The sequence below is a fragment of the Hydrogenobacter hydrogenophilus genome (assembly GCF_900215655.1).
Taxonomy (GTDB): domain Bacteria; phylum Aquificota; class Aquificia; order Aquificales; family Aquificaceae; genus Hydrogenobacter; species Hydrogenobacter hydrogenophilus.
The window spans coordinates 112,875-137,618 of record NZ_OBEN01000001.1 but is presented as its reverse complement, the minus strand read 5'-3'; the positions used below and the strand labels follow the sequence as shown (position 1 = coordinate 137,618).

At 41.6% G+C, this 24,744-nt stretch carries 27 protein-coding genes and 2 tRNA genes; 10 read left to right on the top strand and 19 right to left on the bottom strand.

All coding sequences use genetic code 11. The features are described from left to right. Nucleotides 1–189 precede the first annotated feature (189 nt). Complete coding sequence (gene fabZ / locus CP948_RS00745) at nucleotides 190–636, top strand: 3-hydroxyacyl-ACP dehydratase FabZ (protein ID WP_096600803.1); 447 nt, start codon at nucleotides 190–192, stop codon at nucleotides 634–636. On the opposite strand, the gene CP948_RS00740 is transcribed toward fabZ, so the two are convergent. Genes CP948_RS00740 through secG form a run of 8 tightly spaced genes read right to left on the bottom strand, consistent with a single transcriptional unit; the run spans nucleotide 625 to nucleotide 8,522 of the window. Beyond that, nucleotides 625–1,272, bottom strand: a complete 648-nt coding sequence (locus CP948_RS00740; protein WP_096600082.1) for a class I SAM-dependent methyltransferase — start codon at nucleotides 1,270–1,272, stop codon at nucleotides 625–627. The genes fabZ and CP948_RS00740 overlap by 12 nt on opposite strands. Further along, nucleotides 1,259–2,128 carry a bifunctional methylenetetrahydrofolate dehydrogenase/methenyltetrahydrofolate cyclohydrolase FolD gene (gene folD, locus CP948_RS00735; protein ID WP_096600080.1) on the bottom strand — a complete coding sequence of 290 codons (870 nt, stop codon included), beginning with the start codon at nucleotides 2,126–2,128 and terminating at the stop codon, nucleotides 1,259–1,261. Before folD ends, CP948_RS00740 begins: the two co-directional genes overlap by 14 nt. Nucleotides 2,129–2,133: 5 nt before the next feature. After that, nucleotides 2,134–3,219 carry an acetate/propionate family kinase gene (locus CP948_RS00730; RefSeq protein WP_096600079.1) on the bottom strand — a complete coding sequence of 362 codons (1,086 nt, stop codon included), beginning with the start codon at nucleotides 3,217–3,219 and terminating at the stop codon, nucleotides 2,134–2,136. Beyond that, entirely contained in the window at nucleotides 3,216–5,585 is a 2,370-nt protein-coding gene (locus CP948_RS00725) for a phosphoketolase family protein (RefSeq protein WP_096600076.1), read from the bottom strand. The genes CP948_RS00730 and CP948_RS00725 overlap by 4 nt, the downstream gene beginning before the upstream one ends. Next, nucleotides 5,585–6,259: a RadC family protein gene (gene radC, locus CP948_RS00720; protein ID WP_096600074.1), complete on the bottom strand. Its 675-nt coding sequence runs from the start codon at nucleotides 6,257–6,259 to the stop codon at nucleotides 5,585–5,587. The genes CP948_RS00725 and radC overlap by 1 nt, the downstream gene beginning before the upstream one ends. Further along, entirely contained in the window at nucleotides 6,237–7,475 is a 1,239-nt protein-coding gene (locus CP948_RS00715) for a hemolysin family protein (protein WP_096600072.1), read from the bottom strand. The genes radC and CP948_RS00715 overlap by 23 nt, the downstream gene beginning before the upstream one ends. Next, entirely contained in the window at nucleotides 7,463–8,278 is an 816-nt protein-coding gene (prmC, locus tag CP948_RS00710; RefSeq protein ID WP_096600070.1) for a peptide chain release factor N(5)-glutamine methyltransferase, read from the bottom strand. Before prmC ends, CP948_RS00715 begins: the two co-directional genes overlap by 13 nt. Beyond that, nucleotides 8,184–8,522, bottom strand: coding sequence for a preprotein translocase subunit SecG (gene secG / locus CP948_RS00705; protein WP_096600068.1), 339 nt, complete (start codon nucleotides 8,520–8,522; stop codon nucleotides 8,184–8,186). Before secG ends, prmC begins: the two co-directional genes overlap by 95 nt. Before the next feature lie 36 nt (nucleotides 8,523–8,558). Between secG and pdxJ the strand changes: the two genes are divergently transcribed. Together pdxJ and CP948_RS00695 are read left to right on the top strand one after the other, a co-directional pair. Then, entirely contained in the window at nucleotides 8,559–9,287 is a 729-nt protein-coding gene (pdxJ, locus tag CP948_RS00700) for a pyridoxine 5'-phosphate synthase (protein ID WP_096600066.1), read from the top strand. 22 nt (nucleotides 9,288–9,309) lie between these two features. Further along, complete coding sequence (locus CP948_RS00695; protein WP_096600064.1) at nucleotides 9,310–9,570, top strand: hypothetical protein; 261 nt, start codon at nucleotides 9,310–9,312, stop codon at nucleotides 9,568–9,570. Here the strand turns inward: CP948_RS00695 and malQ are convergent, their stop codons facing one another. Continuing rightward, nucleotides 9,571–11,001 (bottom strand): 4-alpha-glucanotransferase, encoded by a 1,431-nt coding sequence (gene malQ / locus CP948_RS00690; protein WP_096600061.1) that lies wholly within the window; start codon nucleotides 10,999–11,001, stop codon nucleotides 9,571–9,573. 14 nt (nucleotides 11,002–11,015) lie between these two features. On the opposite strand from malQ, the gene CP948_RS00685 reads away from it, so the two are divergent. From CP948_RS00685 to CP948_RS00675, 3 genes are all read left to right on the top strand, one after another. Further along, nucleotides 11,016–11,435 (top strand): c-type cytochrome biogenesis protein CcmI/CycH, encoded by a 420-nt coding sequence (locus CP948_RS00685; protein WP_096600059.1) that lies wholly within the window; start codon nucleotides 11,016–11,018, stop codon nucleotides 11,433–11,435. Continuing rightward, the gene (locus CP948_RS00680; RefSeq protein ID WP_096600057.1) at nucleotides 11,435–11,893 is read left to right on the top strand and encodes a YqhA family protein; all 459 of its coding nucleotides are present in this window, start codon (nucleotides 11,435–11,437) and stop codon (nucleotides 11,891–11,893) included. The genes CP948_RS00685 and CP948_RS00680 overlap by 1 nt, the downstream gene beginning before the upstream one ends. A gap of 62 nt (nucleotides 11,894–11,955) precedes the next feature. Then, nucleotides 11,956–12,882, top strand: coding sequence for a selenium metabolism-associated LysR family transcriptional regulator (locus CP948_RS00675; protein WP_096600055.1), 927 nt, complete (start codon nucleotides 11,956–11,958; stop codon nucleotides 12,880–12,882). On the opposite strand, the gene CP948_RS00670 is transcribed toward CP948_RS00675, so the two are convergent. After that, a complete protein-coding gene (locus CP948_RS00670) occupies nucleotides 12,831–13,691 on the bottom strand; it encodes a UbiA-like polyprenyltransferase (RefSeq protein WP_096600053.1) in 861 nt (286 codons plus the stop codon). The genes CP948_RS00675 and CP948_RS00670 overlap by 52 nt on opposite strands. A 27-nt stretch (nucleotides 13,692–13,718) precedes the next feature. Here CP948_RS00670 and dnaB point away from each other — a divergent pair, with 27 nt between their 5' ends. Continuing rightward, a complete protein-coding gene (gene dnaB / locus CP948_RS00665; protein ID WP_096600051.1) occupies nucleotides 13,719–15,119 on the top strand; it encodes a replicative DNA helicase in 1,401 nt (466 codons plus the stop codon). Nucleotides 15,120–15,205: 86 nt separating this feature from the next. Further along, nucleotides 15,206–16,618: a hypothetical protein gene (locus tag CP948_RS00660; RefSeq protein ID WP_096600048.1), complete on the top strand. Its 1,413-nt coding sequence runs from the start codon at nucleotides 15,206–15,208 to the stop codon at nucleotides 16,616–16,618. On the opposite strand, the gene metF is transcribed toward CP948_RS00660, so the two are convergent. Genes metF through CP948_RS00645 form a run of 3 tightly spaced genes read right to left on the bottom strand, consistent with a single transcriptional unit; the run spans nucleotide 16,615 to nucleotide 18,115 of the window. Beyond that, the gene (gene metF, locus CP948_RS00655; RefSeq protein WP_096600045.1) at nucleotides 16,615–17,505 is read right to left on the bottom strand and encodes a methylenetetrahydrofolate reductase [NAD(P)H]; all 891 of its coding nucleotides are present in this window, start codon (nucleotides 17,503–17,505) and stop codon (nucleotides 16,615–16,617) included. The genes CP948_RS00660 and metF overlap by 4 nt on opposite strands. Continuing rightward, on the bottom strand, nucleotides 17,468–17,815 hold the full coding sequence (locus CP948_RS00650; RefSeq protein ID WP_096600042.1) for a hypothetical protein: 348 nt from the start codon (nucleotides 17,813–17,815) through the stop codon (nucleotides 17,468–17,470). Before CP948_RS00650 ends, metF begins: the two co-directional genes overlap by 38 nt. Continuing rightward, a complete protein-coding gene (locus CP948_RS00645; RefSeq protein WP_096600040.1) occupies nucleotides 17,816–18,115 on the bottom strand; it encodes a GYD domain-containing protein in 300 nt (99 codons plus the stop codon). It lies immediately after the preceding gene. A 120-nt stretch (nucleotides 18,116–18,235) separates the two neighbouring features. Between CP948_RS00645 and CP948_RS00640 the strand changes: the two genes are divergently transcribed. Together CP948_RS00640 and bioD are read left to right on the top strand one after the other, a co-directional pair. Continuing rightward, entirely contained in the window at nucleotides 18,236–18,886 is a 651-nt protein-coding gene (locus tag CP948_RS00640) for a SapC family protein (RefSeq protein ID WP_245810029.1), read from the top strand. Beyond that, on the top strand, nucleotides 18,883–19,536 hold the full coding sequence (bioD, locus tag CP948_RS00635) for a dethiobiotin synthase (RefSeq protein ID WP_096600036.1): 654 nt from the start codon (nucleotides 18,883–18,885) through the stop codon (nucleotides 19,534–19,536). The genes CP948_RS00640 and bioD overlap by 4 nt, the downstream gene beginning before the upstream one ends. Here the strand turns inward: bioD and CP948_RS00630 are convergent. The 6 genes from CP948_RS00630 to CP948_RS00605 all read right to left on the bottom strand — a co-directional run bounded on the left by CP948_RS00630 (nucleotide 19,501) and on the right by CP948_RS00605 (nucleotide 24,738). Next, on the bottom strand, nucleotides 19,501–21,213 hold the full coding sequence (locus CP948_RS00630) for a peptidoglycan D,D-transpeptidase FtsI family protein (protein WP_096600034.1): 1,713 nt from the start codon (nucleotides 21,211–21,213) through the stop codon (nucleotides 19,501–19,503). The genes bioD and CP948_RS00630 overlap by 36 nt on opposite strands. Continuing rightward, nucleotides 21,200–22,315, bottom strand: coding sequence for a glutamine-hydrolyzing carbamoyl-phosphate synthase small subunit (carA, locus tag CP948_RS00625; protein ID WP_096600032.1), 1,116 nt, complete (start codon nucleotides 22,313–22,315; stop codon nucleotides 21,200–21,202). The genes CP948_RS00630 and carA overlap by 14 nt, the downstream gene beginning before the upstream one ends. 12 nt (nucleotides 22,316–22,327) lie before the next feature. Further along, nucleotides 22,328–22,417 (bottom strand) — tRNA-Ser (locus tag CP948_RS00620). A gap of 14 nt (nucleotides 22,418–22,431) precedes the next feature. Then, nucleotides 22,432–22,505: transfer RNA gene (locus CP948_RS00615), tRNA-Met, on the bottom strand. A 23-nt stretch (nucleotides 22,506–22,528) separates the two neighbouring features. Next, nucleotides 22,529–23,593, bottom strand: coding sequence for a M24 family metallopeptidase (locus CP948_RS00610; protein WP_096600030.1), 1,065 nt, complete (start codon nucleotides 23,591–23,593; stop codon nucleotides 22,529–22,531). Continuing rightward, nucleotides 23,590–24,738: an RNA polymerase factor sigma-54 gene (locus CP948_RS00605; protein WP_096600028.1), complete on the bottom strand. Its 1,149-nt coding sequence runs from the start codon at nucleotides 24,736–24,738 to the stop codon at nucleotides 23,590–23,592. Before CP948_RS00605 ends, CP948_RS00610 begins: the two co-directional genes overlap by 4 nt. Nucleotides 24,739–24,744 lie beyond the last annotated feature (6 nt).

Below are 24,744 nucleotides of genomic sequence, written 5' to 3'. Positions count from 1 at the left end.
GTTGTGCTGGTTGTGCTGGCTGTTCTGCCTGCTGCGTCTCCATTTTTTGACAAGACGCAAGAAGGGCAATGCTGAGAATTCCGCTCAAAAGTACCGTCTTCATAGTTCTACCTCCAAATGAAATTTAAACTGTAATTATATACAAAAAAGATGAATTTTTTATGAATAGGCTTTATAATTGATATGATGATGGATACAAGAGAAATAATGGAGGTCCTACCGCACAGGTATCCACTTCTTCTTGCGGACAGGATACTTGAGATAGAACTGGGAAAGCGTATAGTTGGACTAAAGAATGTTTCAGCTAATGAACCTTACTTTCAGGGACACTTTCCAGGATTTCCCCTGATGCCGGGTGTGTATATTCTTGAAGCCATGGCACAGGTGGGTGGCATTCTCATGATAAAGTCTCTTGGCTTGGAGATAGGCAAGTATGCAATCGTCTTTGCTGGTATAGATGACGCGAGGTTCAAAAAACCCGTCTATCCGGGAGACCAGCTTCTTCTTGAGTTGGAAGTGATATCTCTCAAAAAAGCTCTCTCCAAGATGAAGGGTAAAGCGACCGTTGACGGTCAGATTGTAGCAGAAGCGATCCTTTACGCAGCAGCAAGAGAACTAAAAGACCTAAAGAGATAGCTTTTTTGAGCTTATGCAAAAGAAACCACCCTCTTTCCAAAAGCCTTCCCTTATTTCCTTAGTCTTTATAGGTTTCTCATCCTGCGGTTCCTCAAAGAGGGTGGTGAAAACTCTGTCAGATCCAAATCCAGCATTCTCTAAAAAAGTGATAATTTGGCTATAAGTGTAGAATTTTGCACTGCTATATATGGGATGTCCTTTTTTAGCCTTGTCTCTGTAAAACTCTGCCCAAGGACTTTCCGAAAGCACAAGTCCCAACAACAAAGAACCCTCAGCTTTGAGCACTCTATTGGCTTCTTTTAGAGAAGCTACAGGATCTTCAAAAAAGCACAGAGAAACCACTATTAAGACCCCATCAAAGATACCTTCTTTAAAAGGCAGATCTTCTGCTTTGCCCAATACTCCCTTTACGCCTCTTTTTAGTGCCATCTTAAGAAGCTCTTTTGATGTATCCACGCCGTAGCGCACACCCAAAGCGGAAGCAAAACGCCCACTTCCTACTCCTATCTCTAAGGAGGTTTCAGACTGCTGGTAAAGTTTTCTGAGACACTCAAGCTCTAGCCTATATGCAGACATTCCAAAGGGCTTTTCGTACCAAAGGTCATATGCTTGTGCGTACTCATCAAAGACCCACATCCTTTAATCCCATGTTTTGTTCGTAAGCTTGTAGAGTGTTTAAAAGTAGGGCTGTTATGGTCATTGGACCTACCCCACCCGGTACTGGGGTTATGGCACTTACTTTGTGTTTTACACTATCAAAGTCTACATCTCCCACCACTTTATCTCCTAATTTGGATATGCCCACATCTATTACAACAGCACCTTCTTTTATCATGTCCCCCTTTATAAGGTGTGGTACGCCAGTTGCTGATATAAGTATATCCGCTTTCTTAGTGTATACTGTTATATCTTTTGTGTGTATGTGGCATACAGACACCGTTGCATCTCTCCACAGCATCAAAAGTGCCAAAGGTCTGCCTACTATGAAGCCAGCACCCACTATCACCACATCCTTTCCTTTTGGGTCTATACGGTAGTGTTTTAAAAGTAGGTCTATACCAAGGGGTGTGCAAGGAATAAACCCCCCTTCTATGCGAGCCACTAATTTTCCCATGTTTTCAGGATGAAAGCCGTCCACATCCTTTCTTGGGGATACGGAAAGTATCACTTCTTGCTGGGATATGTGTTCAGGTAGCGGTAGTTGGACAAGTATACCATCTACTTTTTCTTCACTGTTGAGGTATGCTATCAGGTCAAGGAGTTCCGGTGTTGTAGTGTTCTCAGGAAGATGATAAAAAAGGGATCTTATCCCTACCTTTTGGCATGCTTTCCGCTTGTTCCTGACATATATATGACTTGCAGGATCATTACCCACCAAAACTACAGCCAAGGTGGGTTCCCTGTATCCTTTTGAAGTTATAGCTTTTACCCTTTTACTTATCTCTTCTCTTATGTTTTCTGATAGAGTCTTTCCATCTAAAAGAAGGGTCATCGCTTTTAAACCTTCAGAGCCTGTTTGACCTGCCTTACCATTTCAAGCTCTTCGTCAGTTTTTATAACAAGAACCTTAACCTTACTTTTCTTACTGTTTATGTAAGGTTCATTCTTTATGTTCATCTCCTCTTCTATGATTATACCAAGTTTCTCTAATCCATTACATACTAAGCTTCTAACTTCAGGACTGTTCTCTCCTACGCCTCCGGAGAATACCAAAGCATCAAGCTCTTCAAGTAGCACATAGTAAGCACCTATGTATTTTTTTATCCTATGTACATATAAATCAAGTGCCTGCTTAGCGATCCTGTTTCCTTCTTTGGCGTTCTGTATAAGCTGGCGCATATCCTCCGTATGTGTCAACCCCTTTATTCCACACTCTCTGTAAAGAAAGTGTTCCAAATCCTGCAAAGTATTACCCTTTTTGAGAAGCTCAAGCACAACACCCGGATCAAGATCACCTGCTCTTGTAAGCATAACTAAACCTTCTAAAGGTGTCATTCCCATAGAAGTATCTACGGGTTTGCCTTTATGCACAGCACACGCACTTGCACCACTGCCAAGATGAAGCATTATAACGCTGAGCTCATCTGCGCTCTTTCCCATTAGCTTTGCAGTTTCTTTAAGAAGGTACGAGTAAGATATACCATGAAAACCGTACCTTCTAATTCCTTCCTTATAAAGTCTCATAGGTAGAGCGTAAGCTTTTGATGTAAAGGGAAGGTGTTTGAAAAAAGATGTGTCAAAAACCGCATACTGGGGTACATCTGCCAGATCTTTTAGACATGCTTCTACGCCAATGATGGCAAAGGCGTTGTGAATGGGGTCAAAAGTTACCAGTTCTTTAAGTATTTGCAGTCCTTTCCTGTCTATAAGCAAAGGAGAGTCTAAGTCTTTTCCGTGGACCACTCTGTGGACTATCACATCAACCTTTTCTTTTTCTACAGTATTTAGGATCTTTTTAACCGCACCTTGAACATCCTCTTCCTTACTTACCTTTAGAACACTTCGGTATAACTCTTTGAGGTCCTCAAAGTAAGCGTATTTTAAAGTTGAGCTACCGTAGTTGAATACAAGGAAGTGCTTCATAGCTTCTCTAAGTTAGGATCATCCACACCGTAAGTGTAAGCGTATTCAAGAGCGGATATTTGCATGTTTTTTAACTTATCCTTAAAACTTCCCCCTCTACCCTGAAGCTTAGGTACTCTTTCTACAACATCCATAGCTATACTGAATCGGTCTATTTGGTTTAGTATTGCAAGTTGTAAAGGTGTGGTAATGCCTCCCCTACCCTTTAAAAATGGGGTCAGGTAAGTTGCATCTATGCCTATCTTTCTGTTCTCCCTGTAGCCTCTTACATGAAGGTTTGAATGGTTGGTTCTTCTGTAAGTGAGTCTGTGTATAAGCCATGGGTATCCGTGAAAGTTAAATATTACTGGCTTGTCTTTTGTAAAGTAAGAATCAAAGTCCCTATCTGTGAGACCATCAGGATGCTCGCTGTTGGGTGTCAAACAGAGTAAGTTTACTACATTTACAAACCTTATCCTTAGGTCTGGAAAGGCGTCCCTTAACATAAGACAGGCGTATATAGCTTCCTTTGTTGGTATATCACCACAGCTTGCTACGACCACATCTGGTTCGTCTTCCACATGATTGCTCGCAAAGTCCCATATGCCTATACCCTTTTCTGCGTGTTTGATGGCACTTTGTAGGTCAAGATACTGAGGATGACTCTGTTTATCCACGATGATTATATTTATTCTGTTAGTGCTCTGAAGACACATCCAAACAGTACACAGCAAAGTGTTAGCATCAGGTGGGAAGTAGACTCTTACTACATTGGGCCATTTGTCCACTATGGCGTTTATAAAGCCCGGATCCTGATGAGTGAAACCGTTATGATCCTGCCTCCAAACTACTGATGTAAGAAGCAGGTTCAGAGAGGATATGGGCATCCTCCACGGTACATCTGATGCTATATCCAACCATTTGCCAAATTGGTTAACCATAGAGGATATTATGGGAGCAAAGCCTTCATAGGTGTTTAAAAGCCCGTGCCTTCCTGTAAGTATGTATCCTTCAAGTAAGCCTTCTACAGTATGTTCGGAGAGTACCTCCACAGTTCTTCCAAAAGGACTTAAATACCCTTCATCTTTATCTTCTGGAAGTACATTTGCTATCCAAACTTTACCAAACTCAAATACATCATGAAGCCTGTTGGAGTGCGTCTCGTCTGGCCCAAAAACTCGGAAGTTGTCGGGGTTTTTCCTTATCACTTCTCTTAGAAACTTCCCTAAAGGTCTCGTGTTTTCGTAAAAAGTTTTCAGTGGCTCTTGCACGCTAATGGCTAACTCTTTCAGTTCTGGCAGTTTCAAGGGGATCCTCAGTAGTCCTCCGTTGGCATAAGGATTTGCACTCATCCTTTTACTTCCTTTAGGAGATAGGTCTCTAAGGTCTTCCCGTAGCTTACCTCTTTCATCAAAAAGTTTCTCTGGCTCATAACTTCTTAGCCACTCTTCTAAAACTTTAAGGTGCTTATCCACATCCGTTATAGGAACCTGATGGGATCTCCAGTATCCTTCTATGTAATGTCCGTCCACCTCTCTTGGAGCGGTCCACCCTTTGGGAATTCTGAGTATGATCATAGGCCATTTAGGTCTAAAAGGTTTCTGAGAAGTTCTTGCTTCCTCCCAAAAGCTAAGTATTCTTTCAACACACCAATCCATAGTTTGTGCCATTTTTTCGTGAACTTCCATCTTCTCCAAACCGTCCACCAACTTGGGTTCGTAGCCGTAGCCTCTGAAAAGGTTTAAAAGCTCGTCATCCTCAATTCTTGCAAGTATAGTAGGATTATTTATTTTATAGCCATTTAGCAAAAGAACTGGCAGTACCGCTCCATCTCTTATAGGGTTTAAAAACTTATTGCAGTGCCATGCTGTTGCTAAGGGTCCCGTTTCAGCTTCCCCATCTCCTACCAAAGTTATAGCTATAAGGTTAGGATGGTCAAACACTGCACCAAAGGCATGGGAAAGGCTGTAGCCTAATTCTCCACCTTCTTGTATGGAGCCGGGTAGATCTGGCGTACAGTGGCTTCCTAATCCCCCCGGAAAGGAAAAAGCTCTAAAAAGATTCTTAAGACCTTCCTCATCCTGACTAAAGTGGGGGTAGTATTCGCTGAGAGTACCCTCAAGGTATATGGGAGCTATAAAGCCTGGTGCTCCGTGCCCAGGTCCAGGTATGAATATGCAATCAAGATGATATTTGTTTATGACTCTGTTAGCATGCACATAAGTAAAGCTTATGCCGGGACTTGCACCCCAATGTCCAAGAAGCCTTCTTTTGATATGTTCTTTCCTGAGAGGTTCTTTAAGCAAGGGATTGTCCCACAGGTATATCATACCTACAGACAGATAACAACAAGCCTTCCAGTAATCCACTATCTTTTTCAGTTCCATCACAAAAATCCTCCCTCTTTCATAGAAAAGTAGCTAAGGGTAGTGATTATAATGTGGTCAAGAAGTTCAAATCCCAAAAGCTGACACGCATCTTTTATCCTTTTGGTAAACTCTAAGTCCGCTTTTGAAGGTTTTGGTTGTCCCATAGGGTGGCTATGAGCCAGTATGATGGAATGGCAAGCACTTTTTATCGCTCCGTAAAGTACATCTTTTGGGTCTGCAAATACAGAGTTCATCCTACCTATGGCTACCGTCTCATAGCTCACAAGGGTGTTAGAGGGGCTCAGATACAGTGCCCAAAGATGTTCCCTTCTGTTATCCATCTTATCTTTGAGAAATTTGTAGACATCTTCTGGGGTATTTATAACCACATGAGAGTGAGGCTCGTATATGCGCCTGCTCAGTTCAAAGATAGCTTTTATTTGGCAAGCCTTTGCTTCTCCTATGCCTTCTATTTCTTTTACCATCTCCTCAACGCTCATGCTCTTTAGCCTTTCCCAGCCGAGCCTAACTATTTTCTTTGAAAGAGAAAGCACATCGTCCTTCTTTGTCCCAAAACCTAATATGATAGCTACTAATTCTTCGTCAGAGAGTGCGTCAACACCTAAGGTTCTGAGTTTTTCTCTTGGTCTTAGCTCTTGAGGTATCTCTTTAAGCTTTCTGCTCCTGTACATATTTTTCCACCATCAGTTTTTTCACCCTCCTGCTGTCAGATTGTATAACTACGAACTTCAGTCCACAACAAAGAACCACCTCACCCTTATGGGGTATCCTTTTCAGCTGGTATATTATAAAGCCTCCCAAGGTTAAATAGGGTCCATCGGGAAACTTTATACCCGCTACCTTTTCAAATTCGTGCTTGTCAACCATACCATCAACGATCCATTTTTCCTTCTCTATTTCCTTTATGGGTTCTTCCGACTGGGTGAGACTGTCCCCTATCTGACCTAAAACCTCCCTTACTATATCATCAAAGGTAACTATACCCAATATGATACCCCTTTCGTCCACCACAAGACCCATGCGTGCACTACTTTTCCTAAAGGTTTCAAGTGCATCCTGCAGAGGTGTAAACTCAGAGAATATACTGAGGGGTTTTATAAACTCTCTGATGGGTGCTGATGGAGGATTGTCTACTATATCAAACATATCCACATAGCCTGTTATGTCATCAACCCTTTTTCTGTAAACGGGTAGCTTGGTAAAACCGCTTTCCTTCATTCTTTGGAGAGCCTGCCCTACCGTAGAAACTTCGTCTATCATAACCACCTCATATATGGGTTTTACCACTTCCGAGAGAGTGCTTTCTTTAAGTGCAAGAAGTTTAACAGCGGTTTTTATCTTTTCATCCTGAAGCTCTATCTCTTCCAAAAGTTTCATTATGTCTGACTTGCTTAACTTTTCCGAGTGCCTGCTTTTGAAAAACTCTGTAAGTACTCTGCTTACCTTTTTTGAAAAGATGAGAAGGGGAAAGGCTAAAATTTTGAGCTTGCTAAGATACCACAGGCTTGGTATGAGAAGTTTGTCTGCATGCCTTTGAAAGAGGCTTTTGGGAATAACTTCTCCCAGTACCAAGGTAAAGAACACTAAGCTTAGGGAGATAAAAACCTCATACCCTTTTATGTAGGGTATATGGTCAGACAAGGTGATGACTGCCATAGTGTAAAAGGTACTTGCGAAGACTATGCTCACTGTATAACCCAGCATGGAAAGGGTGATGTACTCCTCGGGGTTTTCGTGAAAGTCTTTTAAAAACCTATATCCTGTCTTTCTGTAAAGGGCAAGTACCTTGCTCCTGTCTGTGCTTATAATAACTATTTCTGCACCTGCGAAAATTCCCTCGAGCAGTATAAAAAACAAAACACCGAGAAAAAAGCCTACAGACTCCATCCTATTAGCACCCTGTCCTGACCTGCGTAATCTTTAAAAATATCCACTCTAAAGCCTTTTTCCGTAAAGAGTTTTTTTAGAATAGAGCCCTGGTCATGCCCTATCTCTAATGCAAAAAAGCCACTGTCTTTTATAAACTTTCCTACTTCCTGAGCAAAGCGTTCGTAAAACTCATAACCTTTTTCCCCTCCTATGAGAGAAGTCCACCCCTCAAGTCTTACACCCTTTGGTAAGTTTTCCCACTCTCTTTGGGGTATGTAAGGTGGATTAGAAACTACAAAGTCAAACACCATACCTTCCACAGGTTCAAACATGTCTCCCTTTTTTAGTATAAGCCTTTGCTCCACCTTGTGGAGTTTTGCGTTCTCTTTGGCAAGCTCTAAAGCGGTGTCTTGTACATCATCTGCGTACATAATAAGATTTCTTCTCTCTAAGAGTAATGTTATAGATATGCATCCTGTCCCAACACCTATCTCAAAGCCCACATACTCTCCGTTGGCGGGGATCAGCTCAAGGACCTTCTCACAGAGCAGTTCCGTCTCTGGCCTTGGGATTAGCACACCCTCTTTTACCTTAAAGGTCCTTCCGCAAAAATCCCACTCTCCTAAGATGTACTGAAGAGGATAGCCTTCTTCAAGTAATTTCAAAGACTTAAGATACTCTTCCTGTAGCTTTTTAGATACTTCCCTGTCCTCAATGAAGTATATATCACCTGGTTTTACTTTCAGAAGGTGTGCCAGAAGGAGCTGTCTTTCCCGGAGGGATACCTTGCTGGCTACTTTTAGGAGATCTTTGAGTTTCATCTTTTATGAGAGAGCCTTTCTTTGAAGGATTTGTAAGGGCAAGAAGTAAAGCCACAAGCATGAAAGAAAAGCCAAGCCAATAAGTGAATTTGGTAAGTATGGTGTCCACACCACCCGGACCGAAAACACCTTGACCCATTCCACCAAAAGCAGTTCCCACATCTCCCCTACTTCTCTGAAGAAGCACAACTACTATAAGCATTAGGGAAATTATGACAAACAGCACAAGCAGAAGGTAGTACATGGTTAATATTATACCACCCAAAGTATAATTTTTTATATGAGGCTTGGCGTAAATATAGATCATGTGGCAACTCTCAGACAGGCAAGGAAGACTTTTGAGCCAAGCCCTGTATTTGCAGCACTCATAGCTCAGCAAGCAGGAGCAGACCAAATCACCCTTCATCTTAGGGAAGACAGAAGACACATACAAGACAGAGACTTGGAGCTCATAAAGGAACTCGTAATTGTACCTGTGAACTTGGAAATGGCACCCACAGAAGAGATGAGACAAATAGCTCTAAGAGTAAAACCAAACAGGATAACCCTTGTGCCAGAAAGAAGGGAAGAGATAACTACCGAAGGAGGTTTAAATATAGCCTCTATGAAAGACTTCCTGAAGGATTACATTGAACCTTTTAAGTCCGCAGGTATAGAGGTTTCCTTTTTTATTGAACCCGATATTCAGCAGGTGATGGCTTCCAAAGAGGCAGGAGCGGATGCGGTGGAACTTCACACTGGCAGGTATGCTAATCTCTGGAAGGAAAACAACAGGAGGGACTTAGAGGAGGAGATAGAAAAGCTAAAAAAGGCAGGTATGGAAGCAAAACGTCTTGGGCTTAGAGTTTACGCAGGACACGGTCTTACCTATCAGAATGTGCGTGATTTTGTAAGAGAGTTAAGGGGTATAGTGGAGGAGCTAAACGTGGGGCACTCCATCATATCCAACTCGGTCATCTTTGGTCTTGAAAGAGCGGTAAAGGAGTTTTTAAGCTTGATAAAGGATTGACGGAATATTAAATTAATAAAACATGGCACAAAAAGAGGAACTAAAACCAGAAAGCATGCAAGAAGAGGTAGAGGAACTTCGCAAAAGCATGTTTAAGCTCTTTGAACTTCTTCTTCCACCCAAAGAAGTGAGAAGGGAGGTGATGAAAAACCTTTACATGGCAGAGCTTTCCATGCTCAGAATACTCAAAACCATCTTAGACTACAAGGTATCACAGTTAGAGAGAAAAGCTCAGGAAAAAGAGGAAAAAAAGGAACGAGCTAAAAAAGTGCCCGTAGAGTGATCACCTGCCGTAGGTCAGGCACAGCTCCTTTAATCTTACAGAGAGACTTTCATCAGGTAAGCACTTTAACCTCCATTCCCAATTTCCCTCCTTTCTGCCTGGAGTGTTCATCCTTGCATCCTGCCCTAAGTTCAAAAGGTCCTGCATAGGAATTACACAAGCCTTGGATACGGACATATAAGCGAGTCTTATAAGCGCATAGCTTACATCCTCCTCGCTTAGCTCTCTACCCAGATACCTAAAAAGCCTCTCTTTTGATGCGTAGTTAAGTTCCTGCAAATACCAGCCTTTTACTGGCATGGTATCGTGCGTGCTTGTGTAAACAAAGGAATTTTTGTCGTAATTGTGGGGCATGTAAGGATGGTTTTCTGACTCAAAGGCAAAAACAAGCACCTTCATACCAGGAAAACTAAAGCGGTCTCTCATCTCTTCCACATCAGGAGTAATGAGTCCTAAGTCTTCTGCTACAAAGGGAAAGTCTGGAAACTCCTCCTTGAGTTTGGTGAAAAACTCCTCTGCGGGTGCACTTACCCATCTGCCCCGCACCGCTGTTTTTTCAGAAGCAGGCACTTCGTAGTAGGCAACAAAACCTCTAAAGTGGTCAAGTCTTAGAAGATCAAAAAGTCCCAAATTATGCCTTATCCTCTTTATCCACCAAGAAAAGCCCTCCTCTTTCAATCTCTCCCAGTTATACACAGGGTTTCCCCAAAGCTGACCCTCTTTGCTAAAGTAATCTGGTGGCACACCTGCAACCACATAGGGATTGTTGTTCTCATCAAGCTTAAAGAGGTGTCTGTTGGACCACACATCGCTACTGTCAAAGGCAGGGTATATGGGAAGGTCTCCCATTATCTTTATACCTTTAGAGTTCGCATAAGCCTTGAGAGCTTTCCACTGCTTGAAAAACACAAACTGCAAAAACTTCTCTTTTTTAACCTTGTCTTCAAGTCCCTCTGTACTTTCGCTTTCCCAAGCATTCCAAGGTTTTTTGTACTTGTCTCTGAGAGCCTTGAATCTACAATAATCCTCAAGCCAGTATGCGTTTTCTTCAACAAAGCTTCTATACTCTTCATTTTCACTAAAGTTTCTGTAAGCCTTTTCCAAAAGACTTTCTTTTATAGCCCAAGCGGTGGGATAATCCACCTTATCCCTTTGAACTTGATAGCCTTCTAAGTCTTTCTCAGAAAGCAAACCATCTTTGCAGAGAAGTTCAGGACTTATAAGTAGTGGATTACCCGCAAACAGAGAAATACTATAGTAAGGTGAGTTTCCATACTCCACACATGTAGGATTTAAAGGAAGCACCTGCCATAGCTTTTGTCCAGATGCATACAAAAAATCTACGAACTTATAAGCATTTGGACCCAGGTCTCCCACGCCAAAAGGTGAGGGTAAAGAGGTTATGTGAAGAAGGATACCTGCCACTCTCACAGTATAATTTTAACATGCTAAAGCTTTTGTCTTTCTTAGTAGTCTTTTTCCTTTCCTGTCAGCCGGTGCCAAAGGATGTACCCATAGAAAAGTACAAAAATCAGTTTATAAAGGGAACAGTGGATTTATCCCCTGAGCTCAAAAGCAAGATCCCAAAGGGAGACTACTTTCTGATCATCTCGGTTAGGGACCTTCAAAATCCTATGCCTATAGCGGTCTTGAGGGTAAAAAAACCAGAAATTCCCTATGCTTTTAAGATCACAGGTAAAAATAAGCTGGATCACAGCAGGATAATGGAGGGAGATGTGATCATCACCGCAAGGATAAGCAAGTCTCCTATGGCAGAAATTCAAAAGGGTGATCTTGTAGGTACCCTGCAGACTAAGGTAGGCACTCAAAACAACAGAATACTCATAAACACGGAGGTAAGGTGATGATAAGGAAACTCTTAGAACTTGGACATGCTATAGCACTTCTGCCTGCTGTTAGTCTTTTTATTGGAGCTACCTTTTTGGGACTTTACGGCGTTTACATACTCTTAGAGACCCTTTACGGAGTTATCTTTAAGCCAGAAGTAAGAGAGCCCGCAGTGCTTTCCACCAAGTTCATATCCGTTATGGACATCCACCTTCTTTCCATAATACTGTATATCTTTTCGGTAGGTCTTTATGAGCTTTTTGTAGGAAAGCTCAATGTCCCTGATTGGCTCAGGATCACAGATATAGACCAGCTTAAGGCTAAGCTTGCAAGCGTAGTGATCCTCATACTGGCAATAACCTTTACAAAAAAACTTGTTGAGTGGAAGAATCCCATAGACACTTTGCTATTTGCATTAGCCATAGCGGTAATCATAGCGGTTCTTATTTTCTACTATAAGGTGAAGGAAGAGTGATTCAAAAAGGTATGACACGTTTTATTGTCTCCTTCTGAACATAAGTTTAGATTTTACAAACGATGAAAAACATATACTTGGATACAAGACTTCTTGAGCTTTTCTGCTGTGTGTACGAAAAAGGAAGCATAGCAAAGAGCGTTAACTGCTTGCACTTATCCCAGTCCACCATAAGCTTCCACATAAACCAGCTTGAAAAATCCATAGGTTTAAAGCTCTTTTACCGAAAGGGTAGAACGCTCATCCCCACCAGCAATGCACACATACTTTACCCCTATGCAAAAAAGATACTTGAGCTGAAACTTCTTGCCTTAGAGGAGATAAAGCTCATATCAGGATCTTACAAAGGACACATAAGGATAGGTGCGAGCTCCGTTCCAGGAACATATCTTCTTCCGGACATCTTAGGAGACTATCTGGCAAACAACCCTAACAGCAGTGTAGAGGTAGTTGTGGAAGATTCCATAAAGATCCTTAATATGGTAGAAGAAGGCAGTGTAGACATGGGTTTTATAGGTTTTAGGTGTACAAACCCAGACCTTGAGGTGTTTGAAATGTGGGAGGATACCATACACTTTGTAGGTAGCAAAAGCATTCCCAAGAATTTATCCCTTAACGACTTTCTTAAGTATCCTTTTATACTCAGGGAGGAGTCTTCTGGTACCAGAAAGTTTGTAGAGAGCATACTCAGGACAAAAGGTATAGATATTAGAGACTTAAACATCATAGCTGTAGTTGACAAAAATCATATGATCCTTTCCTTGCTCAAAAAGGTTCAAGCGATATCTTTTGTCTCTTCTTACGCACTAAAAGATAAAAAAGACCTGCAGGTGATTAGAGTTAAAGACTTGGAACCTATAAAAAGGAGCTTTTATCTCATTTATGACAGAAAAAGACCCCAAAGTCCAGCAGTAAGATTATTTATTGACCAAATACTTCAAAAGAGTCTATCCAAAAGCACTACAAATAAAAAGATCAAACTTATGTAGCCATTAACAGTAAAAAAGGCTTTGTTTATCTTGGAAAGGTCATGGGGTTTTATAAGGCTATGTTCGTAGAAAAGAAAGCCCGCAAGAACCAAAAGACCTATAAAGTAAATATAACCCAACTGGGGGGAGATAAGACCTACAAGCACGAGGGAAAAGAAAGTGATAACATGGAATAGCCTTGACAGAGCTATAGCGGATTCTATGCCAAACTTTACAGCTACGGACTTTATGTGATGTTGCTTGTCAAACTCATAGTCTTGAAGAGAATAAAGTATGTCAAAACCAGCAACCCAAAAAGCCATGGCAGTTCCTAACAAAACCGAAAGAAGAGACACCTTTTCGTTCAGAGCTATATCCACACCTATGGGTATGAGAAAGTAGATCACTCCAAGAACAAGATGCGGAAAGTTTGTAAAGCGCTTTGAGTAAGGGTAAAGCCAGAGGAGAAATATAACAATAGGAGACAATAAAAAAGCGTAAAAATTTATAAAAAGTGCGGAAAATACAAATAATACACAGGATATGATGATAAGAATTATTATTTCGTGCTTTTTTACTCTACCGGAAACATGCACCCAGTTTTTAGTTCTTGGGTTTTTTTCGTCTATAGGTAGGTCTATAAGTCTGTTTAGAGCCATTCCCGCAGTTCTTGCACTGACCAAAGCAAAAACTATCCAAAAAATCTTCCACCAGCTTGGGAAGGATTTATACAGTATTAAAACAGAAGCTAATGCAAAAGGGAGAGCAAATATCGTGTGTTCAAACTTCACTAAATTTGCGTAGTCTATTAGCTTGTCTTTTAGGCTCATGGTAATATTTTATAATCATCAGCACCTATGACATATTTAGACATAGATCCCCCTCACGACGAGTTGGCAGAAAGAGCCATACTGGGAGCCATGATCCTTGATCCAGAAACTATACCTCAGGTACTTGAGTACCTCAGAGAGGAAGATTTTTACTTGGAAAATCATAGACTTCTTTTTTCTCTACTTTACAAGCTTTGGGAAGATAAAGGTAAAGACTGGGATGATATAGTTCTGCGAGAATACATAAACAGGTATGGGCTAAGCGGTAGGATAGACATGTCATTTGTTTATGCTCTTGTTGACGAGGCGGCAAAAGGTGCTCTGCTGGAAGAAGCCATAAAGCTCGTAAAAGAAAAGTCAGGACTTAGAAGTCTTATGGAGCTTTCTATAAACACTCTTAAAGGCATAAAGGAAGAGCCAGACTTTAACAGACTCATTGACTTCATAACCCACAAGGTTCTTGAGATATCCGAAAAGCAAACCATAACCCACTATTACCATGTAAAGGAAGTTGTAAGTAAAGTCATAGACATAATAGAGAAGCACAGAAAGGAAGAAAAGCTCATCACAGGTAGGGCAACAGGCTTTTTAGACCTTGATGTACTAACCACAGGCTTTCATCCCTCAGACCTTATTATAGTGGCTGCAAGACCAGGTATGGGTAAATCCAGTTTTATGCTTTCCATGGCTATAAACATGGCTATGGAAGAAAAAGTCCCTGTAGTCATATACTCCCTTGAGATGAGCAAGGAACAACTTATCATGAGAGCGCTTTCTATGCTTTCCGGAGTTTCTCTTCAGAACATGAGGAGAGGTTTTATAAAAGAGGAAGAGAGAAACAAGCTCATAGGAGCAGCTCTTGAACTTTCTCGCTGTGAAATATACATAGATGACACACCTACCCTTTCAACCACAGACCTAAGGATAAAGACAAGAAAGCTAAAGAAAGAAAAAGGTGTGGAGGTAGCTTTTATAGACTACCTTCAGCTCCTAAGACCCCCAGTACGAAAATCCTCAAGACAGGAAGAGGTGGCAGAGATCTCCAGAAACCTAAAAGCTTTGGCAAAGGAACTCAATGTGCCCGTAGTGGCCTTAGCACAGCTGTCCCGTCAGGTGGAACACAGAAGCGACAAAAGACCACAGCTTGCGGATCTGAGAGAGAGCGGACAGATAGAGCAGGATGCGGATCTTATCATCTTTATACACAGACCCGAATACTATAAGAAGTCCCCTCCACCCGAAGAGCAGGGAATAGCGGAGATCATAGTAGCAAAACAAAGGCAAGGTCCAACAGGCATAGTAAAGGTAGCCTTTATCAAAGAAACTGCAAGCTTTAGACCTCTAGAGTCCGCAAGCACACAAAGTGTGGAGACTTACGAACCTGATTTGGAAGAACTTTCTGAAGATGACTACGACCTTGATTTTTAATAACAATTCTTTATGCACCTTTAAAGACTTCTAATAGCGAATAACGCTACCCTGCTTTATATTCATCATTACAGGAGGTGGGAACTATGTTGGAGCTACTTTTGAGCAAAGAAAAACTCAGTCAGAAGGAAAAGCTTGCTTTTTTCAGAAGCATGCTCAAATCTGAAATGGATGTGTTAAATGAGTACTGTGTAGAAAGTGGTATTCCCAAAAGATACAGGATAGAGCTTTGCCACCTTCACAATATTAAAAAAGTAAATATAGCTAGGCTTTTGGGCATTATAGAGTTTTATGACCCTGAGTTTATAAAGATCCTCGCCCTAACAGACCCAAGGGTAAGGACTTTTATAAAGTACTATCTTGATTTTCTCAAAACTAACCCCTACGGTTATGAGGCTTTGGAACCCCAAAACCTGTTTGGAAACTGGGACTTCATACGCTACAAGCTAAAGATACTATTTCCTGAACTTACTCTTGATGAAATAGACAGGTTCAAGTTCAAGAGGAAGGAGTTCATAGAGTATGTAAAAGAAAAAACAGGTGAAGGGGAAGAAGTTATAGAGTCTAAACTCAATAAGGCTACCTGGTATGAATCTGTTCCTTACCTTGAGCTTGAGGAGGAGATGTCAAGAGAATGGCATCCAGAACCCATCATGACAGAAGAAGACTGGGCTTTTATAAAGAGACACATAAAGGGTAGAAAGAACATATTCATAAAGGAGGGTGGAGTTGAAAAGTTTGTTTATGTTGATGTGAATATACCTGACGAGGAGTTAGACAAGTACAAAAAAGACAGAGAAGGACTAAAAAAACTTTTAATGCAGAAGTACAACATAGACGATAGTGGAGCAGAACAGATTCTCAGAAAGGCAGGATGGGAATCGGAAACATACCACATAGTGCCACCTGTACATACGGACGTTATCTTAGATTACGGCGAGCTTGAGAAAGCGGTGAAGAAGGAGATAATACAAGAGGATAGGGAAACAAGCTACCACGAACTTGCCAACTTTATAAGGTACTTAGGAGGTCTTGAGCTTGAACAACTAAATTACTACGAGCTTATCTACGATAAAGTGGAAGAACAGGTACAGGACAAAATTGATGTGATCATAAGAACCCAGAGAAGGATACTGGGTAAGATGTTTGGCATATTCTACACGGTAGATCCACTTATGGCTGAGGCTATAATCACCATAGAACCTACACGGATGGAATTTCTCAAAAGCCTTGCTGTAAAGGAAACGGTAAGAGCTAAAGAGTTTAACCTTTATTCCAATCCAACCGCATGGAAGATAGTAAAGGAGAGGATAGTCTCGCGCTTTCCCGAGGTGAGTTTGGAAGAAATAGAACAGTTCAAGGGAAGAAGAGAGGACTTTATCAGATACCTTGCGGAAAAAACCCATAAACTTCTTGAATCTATTGACAATGCCCTTGAGGAGTGCGGATGGACAAAAAGTGAAGAGATACCTGCATTCCTCAGACAGATAGGACCCTAAAGTTCCACCTTTCTTAGGGCTTCTATGCGATCCTTTATTGCCTCGTATATCTGTATTGTGGCTTTGGATTTATTGAGCGTATAAAAGTGTAGCCCAGGCACGCCGTTTTCCAAAAGGTCTTCGCACTGCCTTATGGCAAACTCCACTCCTATCTTGGTTGTCTCTTCTTGGTTATCCGCATAAGGCTCTAACTTTTTGATTAGCTCATCAGGTATGGTAGCACCGCACATGGAAGCGAATTTGCTCACCTGCTTAAAATTGGTTATAGGCATGATGCCTGGTATTATGGGTATGTACACACCTTCTTTTTGACAAAGCTCAACAAACCTGTAATAGTATTCGTTCACAAAGAACATCTGAGTTATGGAAAAGTCAGCACCCGCAGACACCTTTTTCTTAAAGTACCTTATCTCCCACTCCATGTTGGGAGATTCTGGGTGCCCCTCAGGATAAGAGGCTACACCTATAGAAAAGGCTTCTTTGAAGTTTTCTCTTATGAGCATCACCAACTCATAAGCATACTTGCACGCATCTGCAGGCGGTTCAAGGTTTTTAGGCATATCCCCCCTTAAAGCTAATATGTTTTCTATACCTATATTTCTGTATTCCTCTAATATATTCAAAATCTCTTGCTTTGAGTGGGCTATGCATGTGAGGTGTGCCATGACTGTTAGATTTGTCTCCCTGTGTATTTTTTCTACTACTCTTTTGGTTCTGTCCCTTGTGCTTCCTCCAGCTCCGTAAGTGACGGAAACAAAGGTGGGTGATATATGTTCAAGATTTCGTATAGTTTCAAAAAGCTCTCTTTCTCCCTCCTCTGTCTTAGGTGGAAAAAACTCAAAGGACACACTAAAAGTCCCTGACCTTAGTATCTCTCCTATCTTCAAGCAAAACCTCCGCAAGTCTTATTATAGTCATCTTACACGGTGCTGGAGACTTAACAAAAATACCCAAAGCGCTTATAAGTTTGTCAAGTTCTTCTCTATTCTTTTGCGAAAATTCATAAAGGTAGCTTAAGGAGTTTTCTACTTCCGCAGATAAGCTCCTTTCAGCAAGAACATCCTGTATGTCTCTGCCTTCCGAAAAAGCCCTAAGAACTTTTATTATCTTGCTTATGAGATCATCTCTGGTTTTCGCCCACCTGAGATCCGTATAGTCCGTTATCACCTTGTAGAAGGTTTTAAGAGTATCTTGCATTCACTTGTTTAGCTCTTGCAGATCCTTTATGAGCTGTTCCACATCAATGGCAGGCATGGTGAGGGTCCTTATAGTACCCCTTGAGCCAAGTTCAATAGCCATCTTGACGATAGTATCGTTGTCTGGTGCCTCTAAGATGTTTACAAAATCGTAAGGACCCATAACCGCATACTGGGCTATTAGCTTTACGCCAAAGCGTTCCATCACCTCTCTATCTACTTCCTTTATCCTTTCCGGCCTGTGTTTGAGTGTTTTCATTCCTTCATCCGTTAGTGTAGTAAGCATCACAAAAAGTGCCATTTTTAAACCTCCCTAAAGTAAATATTTTAGCTCTTGCAAGGAAAAAGTCAAAATTTTTTATAATCTTTTCTCATGCTTTTTTCCCACGTACGCCAAATGGATCCGGAAAAGGACAAAAACTTGAAATGGGAATGCTTAAAGTCTCTATGTCCTTCAAGCTGTTGTTTTATACCCGATCGAACTTTTATAGCGTTGGATGAGGTTCCAAGGCTTTCCAAGTACTTTCCTGTGGTTATAACAGTAGAAGTAGATCAGCAGGGCAACGAAAACCCTCTTTTGTGTGCTTATCTAAGGCTCAGAGAGGACAAAAGGGGATGCGTTTATCTAAGGGAGGGGAAAGGTTGTACATTGGAAGATGAAAAACCTTATACTTGCAAGCAGTACCCTTTCTTTATAAGTCAAGGGTGTTTAGCCATGGACCTAACATGCCCAGGTTTTTCTACAGAGAAAGGGAAGAAGATCTTTGATGGAGATCACATAAACCCAGATTTTGAGAAGGATTTTTTTGTATACGCTCTTAAGCTTGAAAAAGCAAAGGCTCAGACAGAAGAGTTTTTGAAAACGCTTTTTGAAAGGGATCTGGTGGTAGGGTATAAGCTCGTATTTGAAAAGGTGGAGATCTCTTTCAACGCAGTAGATGAAGATAAGCTCTTGGAACTTCCAAAAGATGTATTAAAGGAGTTTTCATCAAAAGGCTATCTGCGGATAATATACGCACATTTGAACTCCCTTCAAAACTGGGAAAAACTCATCAGGAGGTTGAACTTATGAGAGCTGTGCTTATCACAGCTACAGATACGGGCGTAGGTAAAACCTTTGTGGCTTACAACTTAGCTTACGCTCTTAAAGAGGCAGGAGTAAAGGTAGGCTACTTAAAGCCTGTAGAGACAGATGTAAAAGACTTCCCGGCAGACGGAAGCCTTCTTGTTAGCATAACTGAGCAAGACATAAAAGAAGCGGTGCCTGTTGTTTTTTCTCTTCCTTTATCACCTTATGCGGGTATTTTGGAAGAGGGTAAGGATTTTTCTTTGGAGGATCTAAAGCATCACTTTGAAAACATGCTAAAAAAGTACGAGTTTGTTATAGTAGAAGGAGCGGGAGGCATCGCAGTACCCATAAAGAGAGATTATGACTATGCAAGGCTTGCTAAGGATTGGAATTTACCCATCTTAGTAGTAGCAAGGGCTACTTTGGGAACAATAAACCACACCTTTTTAACCTACTTTTACGCAAAGAGTATGGGTCTAACTATTAAGGGTATAGTGATGAACGGGTTTGAAGGCAAAGATGTATCCGAAAGGACTAACGCAAGGATAGTGCAAGAACTTACAGGAATTAAACCTTTGGAACTTCCTAAGATAGATGGTTTGCTCCTCCCTGAAGACTTAAGGCGTGCTCTTGCTGAGCTTGTCGGGTTTTAGTCTGTAGTAAGCGGATACTCTCTCCACCATCTCTTTAAAGTAGGGTGCTGCAGCTGTGCCTCCGTAGGCTAACCCCTTTGGTTCATCAACGGATATGCCAGCTACGAATCTTGGGTCTGTTGCCGGAAAGTAGCCCACAAAGTAAGCTACCACCTTATCCCTTGAGTACTTACCCACTCTGAAGTCAAATTTCTGAGAAGTTCCTGTCTTGCCCGCTATGGTAAAGTAGTCTGACCTTGCCAGCTTGGCGGTACCTTCTTCCACTACCCTTATGAGGTTTTTGTGTAGCCAGTTCATAACCCTCTGTGAAAAAAGCCCCTGCCTTAGGATCTGGCTCTCGTAGTAATTCTTTTTTCCTTCCTCATCTTCTGTATATAGGATTATTTTAGGCTTTGGCATGTAACCTGTGGCGAGAAGAGAGAAAGCACTGCACAAGTTAAGCAGGTTGGCAGACAAACCCTGTCCTATACTTGAATAAAGTATGTTTGCTGGGTATCTGTAGTCTGGTAGCCTTGGTTTTGTTTCTCCCGGAAGTATTCCAAAGCTGTCTTTGAAGTGTATCTTCTGCATAAGTTCCTCTACGTCTTTTCTTGAAAGAAACTTAGCTATCTTAACAGTTCCCACATTGGAAGACTTTACAAGCACTTGATCCAAGGTGAGCCTACCGTAGGGATGCACATCCCTTACTGTCCTACCGTAAACCTCAGTTTTTCCATGCTCACCATCTACGGTGTATTTCTCAGATATGTAGCCTTTGTCCAGAGCCATACCTATGAAGAAGGGTTTCATCACGGATCCGGGTTCAAAAATATCTGTAATTACAAAGTTTCTTCTTTCCCAAGGCTTGTACTTACCGTAATTGTTAGGGTCATAATACGGGTAAGTGGCCATACCCAGTATGTCTCCACTTTTGGCATCCATAACAAGTATGGCAACTTTTTTAGGCTTCCAATCCTTGACTATCTTATCCCTTATGTCCTCAAGTATACTTTGAACTCCCAAATCTATAGTAGTGTAAACAGTTTTTGACTTTAAAGCTTCCACATAGGAAGATGGCTCTAGAGCCAAACTACCTTCTGGAGAGAAAAGAAAAGGTATCTTTTGTTTCTTTTCATTGAGAAAAGAATTAAGCATGTACTCAAGCCCTTCAAGTCCTGTGCCGTCATCTCCAGAAAAACCTATAAGGTTGCTTGCTAAAGAGCCGTGCGGATAAAACCTTTTGAAGTCTTCCTGAATTCCCACATACTTAGAGTTTTCCGTATCCTTTATAACACCCTTTATGTAAGGTAGAAGACTTTTATCCACCTTTTTGGCAAGCCATACGAATTTTTTCCCTGAATTTAACTGCTCTAATATCTTCCTTTCAGGCACACCTGTTGGAGCGGAAAGTCTGCTTGCAAGTTCCTCTTTGTTTTGGACATACTTAGGAAAGGCATAAACAGATATGGTGGGAATGCTCATGGCAAGGTCGTTGCCATTCCTGTCTTTTATTGAGCCTCTGTAAGTGGGTATGTCTACGAGCGCGACCTTTGGAAACTTTTCCGCTATCCTTTTTACGTACTCTGTCCTTCCTACGAGCTGAAGGTAAGCTATTCTTAAGAAGAGCACAAAAAAACCTATAAAGATTAAAGAGGAGAGGAATAGGATCTTTGAGTTTTCCTTTTTAAGCTCTCGCATAACATAGTTGGATGAATTCTTTGAAAATGTTCTTTGCATCATGGGGTCCAGGAGAAGCTTCCGGATGATACTGCACACAGTATATGGGTAAGTACTTGTGCCTAAAACCTTCCAAGGTATTGTCCAACAGATTTATGTGGGTGATCTCCACATCTTTTAGGCTTTCTGGGTCCACCGCAAAGTTGTGATTCTGTGAGGTTATCTCTATGTGTCCGTCTCTTAGGTCTTTTACAGGATGGTTTCCTCCGTGATGTCCAAACTTGAGCTTGTATGTTTTACCTCCAAGAGCAATCCCTATTATCTGGTGTCCAAGGCATATACCCATTATGGGTTTTTCCTCCATAAACTCCCTTACAAGCCTTATGCCGTCCAACACCTTTGCAGGGTCTCCAGGACCGTTGCTAAGGAGTATAGCATCTGGGTCTATTTTTCTTATAAGTTCGCGAGCACCATAGGGAGGCAAAACTATTACCTTTGCACCTTCGCTGACAAGCCTTCGGAGTATATTTCGCTTTACTCCAAAATCCACTACCGCTATAATGGGTTTTTCTGAATCCCCTCTTATATAGCCTTTATATAGATTCCAATCCCCTTCGTTCCAATAATAAACTTCTTTTGTTGCCACTTTCTCCACCAGGTCCTGCTCCGAGATGTCCTTGATGTTTCTTGCTCTACGCACCAACTTTCTTGGGTCCTCTTCTTTTGTAGATATTACACCTCTTACAACACCCTTTTCCCTGATCCTCTTAACAAGAGCCCTCGTGTCTATACTTTGAATTCCCACCACACCGTTCTCTTTTAGATACTCATCAAGGCTCTTTTTAGCTCTCCAATTGCTGTAGAAAGTGGAAAGCTCTCTTATTACAAAGCCGTTTACTTGAACTTTTTCCGATTCTATATCTTCGTCGTTTACCCCACAGTTGCCTATCTGCGTGTAGGTCATGATTACTATCTGGCCTTTGTAAGATGGGTCTGTGAGTATCTCCTGATAGCCTGTCATTGATGTGTTGAAAACTACTTCTCCTTCTGCTTCTCCCTCCGCACCGAAGGAGTATCCTACAAAGTATGTCCCGTCTTCAAGGGCAAGAATGGCTCTTTTCATAGCTCTTCCCAACGGAGAGGGCGGGATTCGAACCCGCGGTAGGGCTTTTAACCCTACAACTCCTTAGCAGGGAGCCGCCTTCGGCCTCTCGGCCACCTCTCCTGCCTTTTATCAAGTTGCGGGGGCGGGATTTGAACCCGCGACCTTCGGGTTATGAGCCCGACGAGCTACCAGGCTGCTCCACCCCGCGTAATGTCTTAAATTATTATAAGTTTATAGCTCTATCAAGTCAAGGCTTATTTCTGAAAGGGGTTGACCTATACCTTTCTCAACCGCTACTATGTTTTCAAGCCTGACACCAAACTTTCCCGGTACATATATGCCTGGCTCTATAGTAAAAACCATGCCCTCCTCTATGGTTTTTTTGCTGTCTTTTCCCTTATAGTAAACCCTTGGATACTCGTGTATGTCAATGCCCACACCGTGTCCTGTAGAGTGGTTAAAGAGTTTCCCATAACCTTTCTTTTCTATGTACTTCCTCGCAGTTCTGTCCACATCACCTAAGGTGTTGCCCACCTTTACTTTTTCAAGAGCAAAAAGATGAGCATCCTTTACGATCTGATATACTTTTTTAAACTCCTCGTCTGCCTTACCTATAAAGATGGTTCTTGTAAAGTCAGTGCAGTATCCTTTCCATATAAGTCCCATGTCTACGAGAAGGTTTTTACCTACTTCTATTTTGTTGTAGGACGTTTCCCAGTGAGGAATCGCAGAATGCTCACCAGATGCAACTATGGTAGGAAAACTCTCTCCGCTCGCACCCACCTTGAATATTTCCTGAACTATAAGAGCCCTAAGATCCATCTCCGTCATACCAGGCTTTATAAACTCCAAGAGCTTTCTGTATATGCTGTCGCTCTTTTTGACACCCTCTCTCATTGTGTTTATCTCTTCTGGGCTCTTTATGGCTCTAAGGTAAGAAAGAAACCCAGATAGTCCTACCCACTTTATGCCTTTTGTCTTTAGCGCCTGCTTAAACTCACAACTCACTTTATCCTTTTCGTATCCCACCCTTCGGACCCCAAGGTCTCTGAGAAAGCTTTTTATGTACTTTACTGCACTACCCTCTATAAGTCTCACATCCCAATGGGTTATTTCCCTTTTTGCCCTCTCGTAATACCTTCCGTCAGTGAGAAGATGATGACTATCTGGAGTGATTACAAGATAAGCATGCGTTGACTTAAAACCAGTAAGATAAAAGACATTGGACGGAGAACTCACCAAAAAGGCATCAAGTTCACTTTTTTTGATAAGCTCTTTTACCTGCCTTAGCTTCATCTCAAACCAAGAAGTTTTCTATACTTGGCTACTGTTCTTCTTGCTATGTTTATGCCCTTTTCTTTTAGCATATTAGCAACCTTACTGTCGCTTATAGACATATTTTCCTGCAATACTTCCTTTATGGCTCTCATCACTTCCTCTTTGCTCATACCGCTTTTACTCTCTTTTACAAAGAAAAATCTAAGTGGATAGATCCCCGCTGGTGTGCTTGCGTATTTGGAATTTACCAACCTGCTAACTGTGGACATGCTTACTCCAGCGCTTTGTGCCACCTCCTTTAATGTTAGAGCTTTCAGAGGTTTTCCTCTCAAAAGGAAATCTTCCTGCCTTTGAATGATGGATTTACCTATTTCTCTAAGTAGTCTCCTTCTCATCTCCAAAATGATCCTTAGGTTTTTTGCTCTTCTGAGCTTTTCCTTTTGCACCTCGTTTTGGGTTGGTACATCCTCTTCTATATGAAAATCTATAAAATCCTCCTGAATAAAGATGTACCAGTTTTCTCCATCATGTTCCAAAACTAAGTCTACTGTTCCTGTCCTTTGAGGGACTGGCTCACTTCCTAAGGGTTTTAGCCTAAGGCGGGAGATGATCTCCTTTATCTGAGGGCCTGCATGTCCTGTTTTTATGGCTTGCATTACACTTTTTTGGAGCTGAATGTCCTGCGGATACATCTCTTGCAACTGCACTCTTATGAACTCCTCAAGGTTTTTGGAAGCTATACCTACAGGTTCTATCTCTGTCATTATAAATTCTCTTATGTCTTCCACATACTCTGCGCTCACTCCATAAAGCTTTCCTATATCTTGCGGATCATCTTTGAAAAAACCATCAGGATCGCACCTGTAGAGTATCTCTAAGGCTATATCTTTGTCTATACCATCAAACTCAAGGCTTATTTGCCTTGAGACCTCCTCAAAAATGCTATCCTTTGCCACCGCTTCTTTCTGCTGGATCTCTTCTTTGAAAAACCACCTTGGTATACGCTTAAACACATGTGTTATGTAAGGATTGTGCTTTTGCTCCTCTTCAAGCACTTGCTGAAGCTCCTCAGAGCTCTTAGTTAAAAGCTCTATATTGTGTCTTAAAAGTAGCGAGAGATTCAGCCTTGGTTTTACTGTGGTCTTTAACTCACCCTTTATCATCAGGTA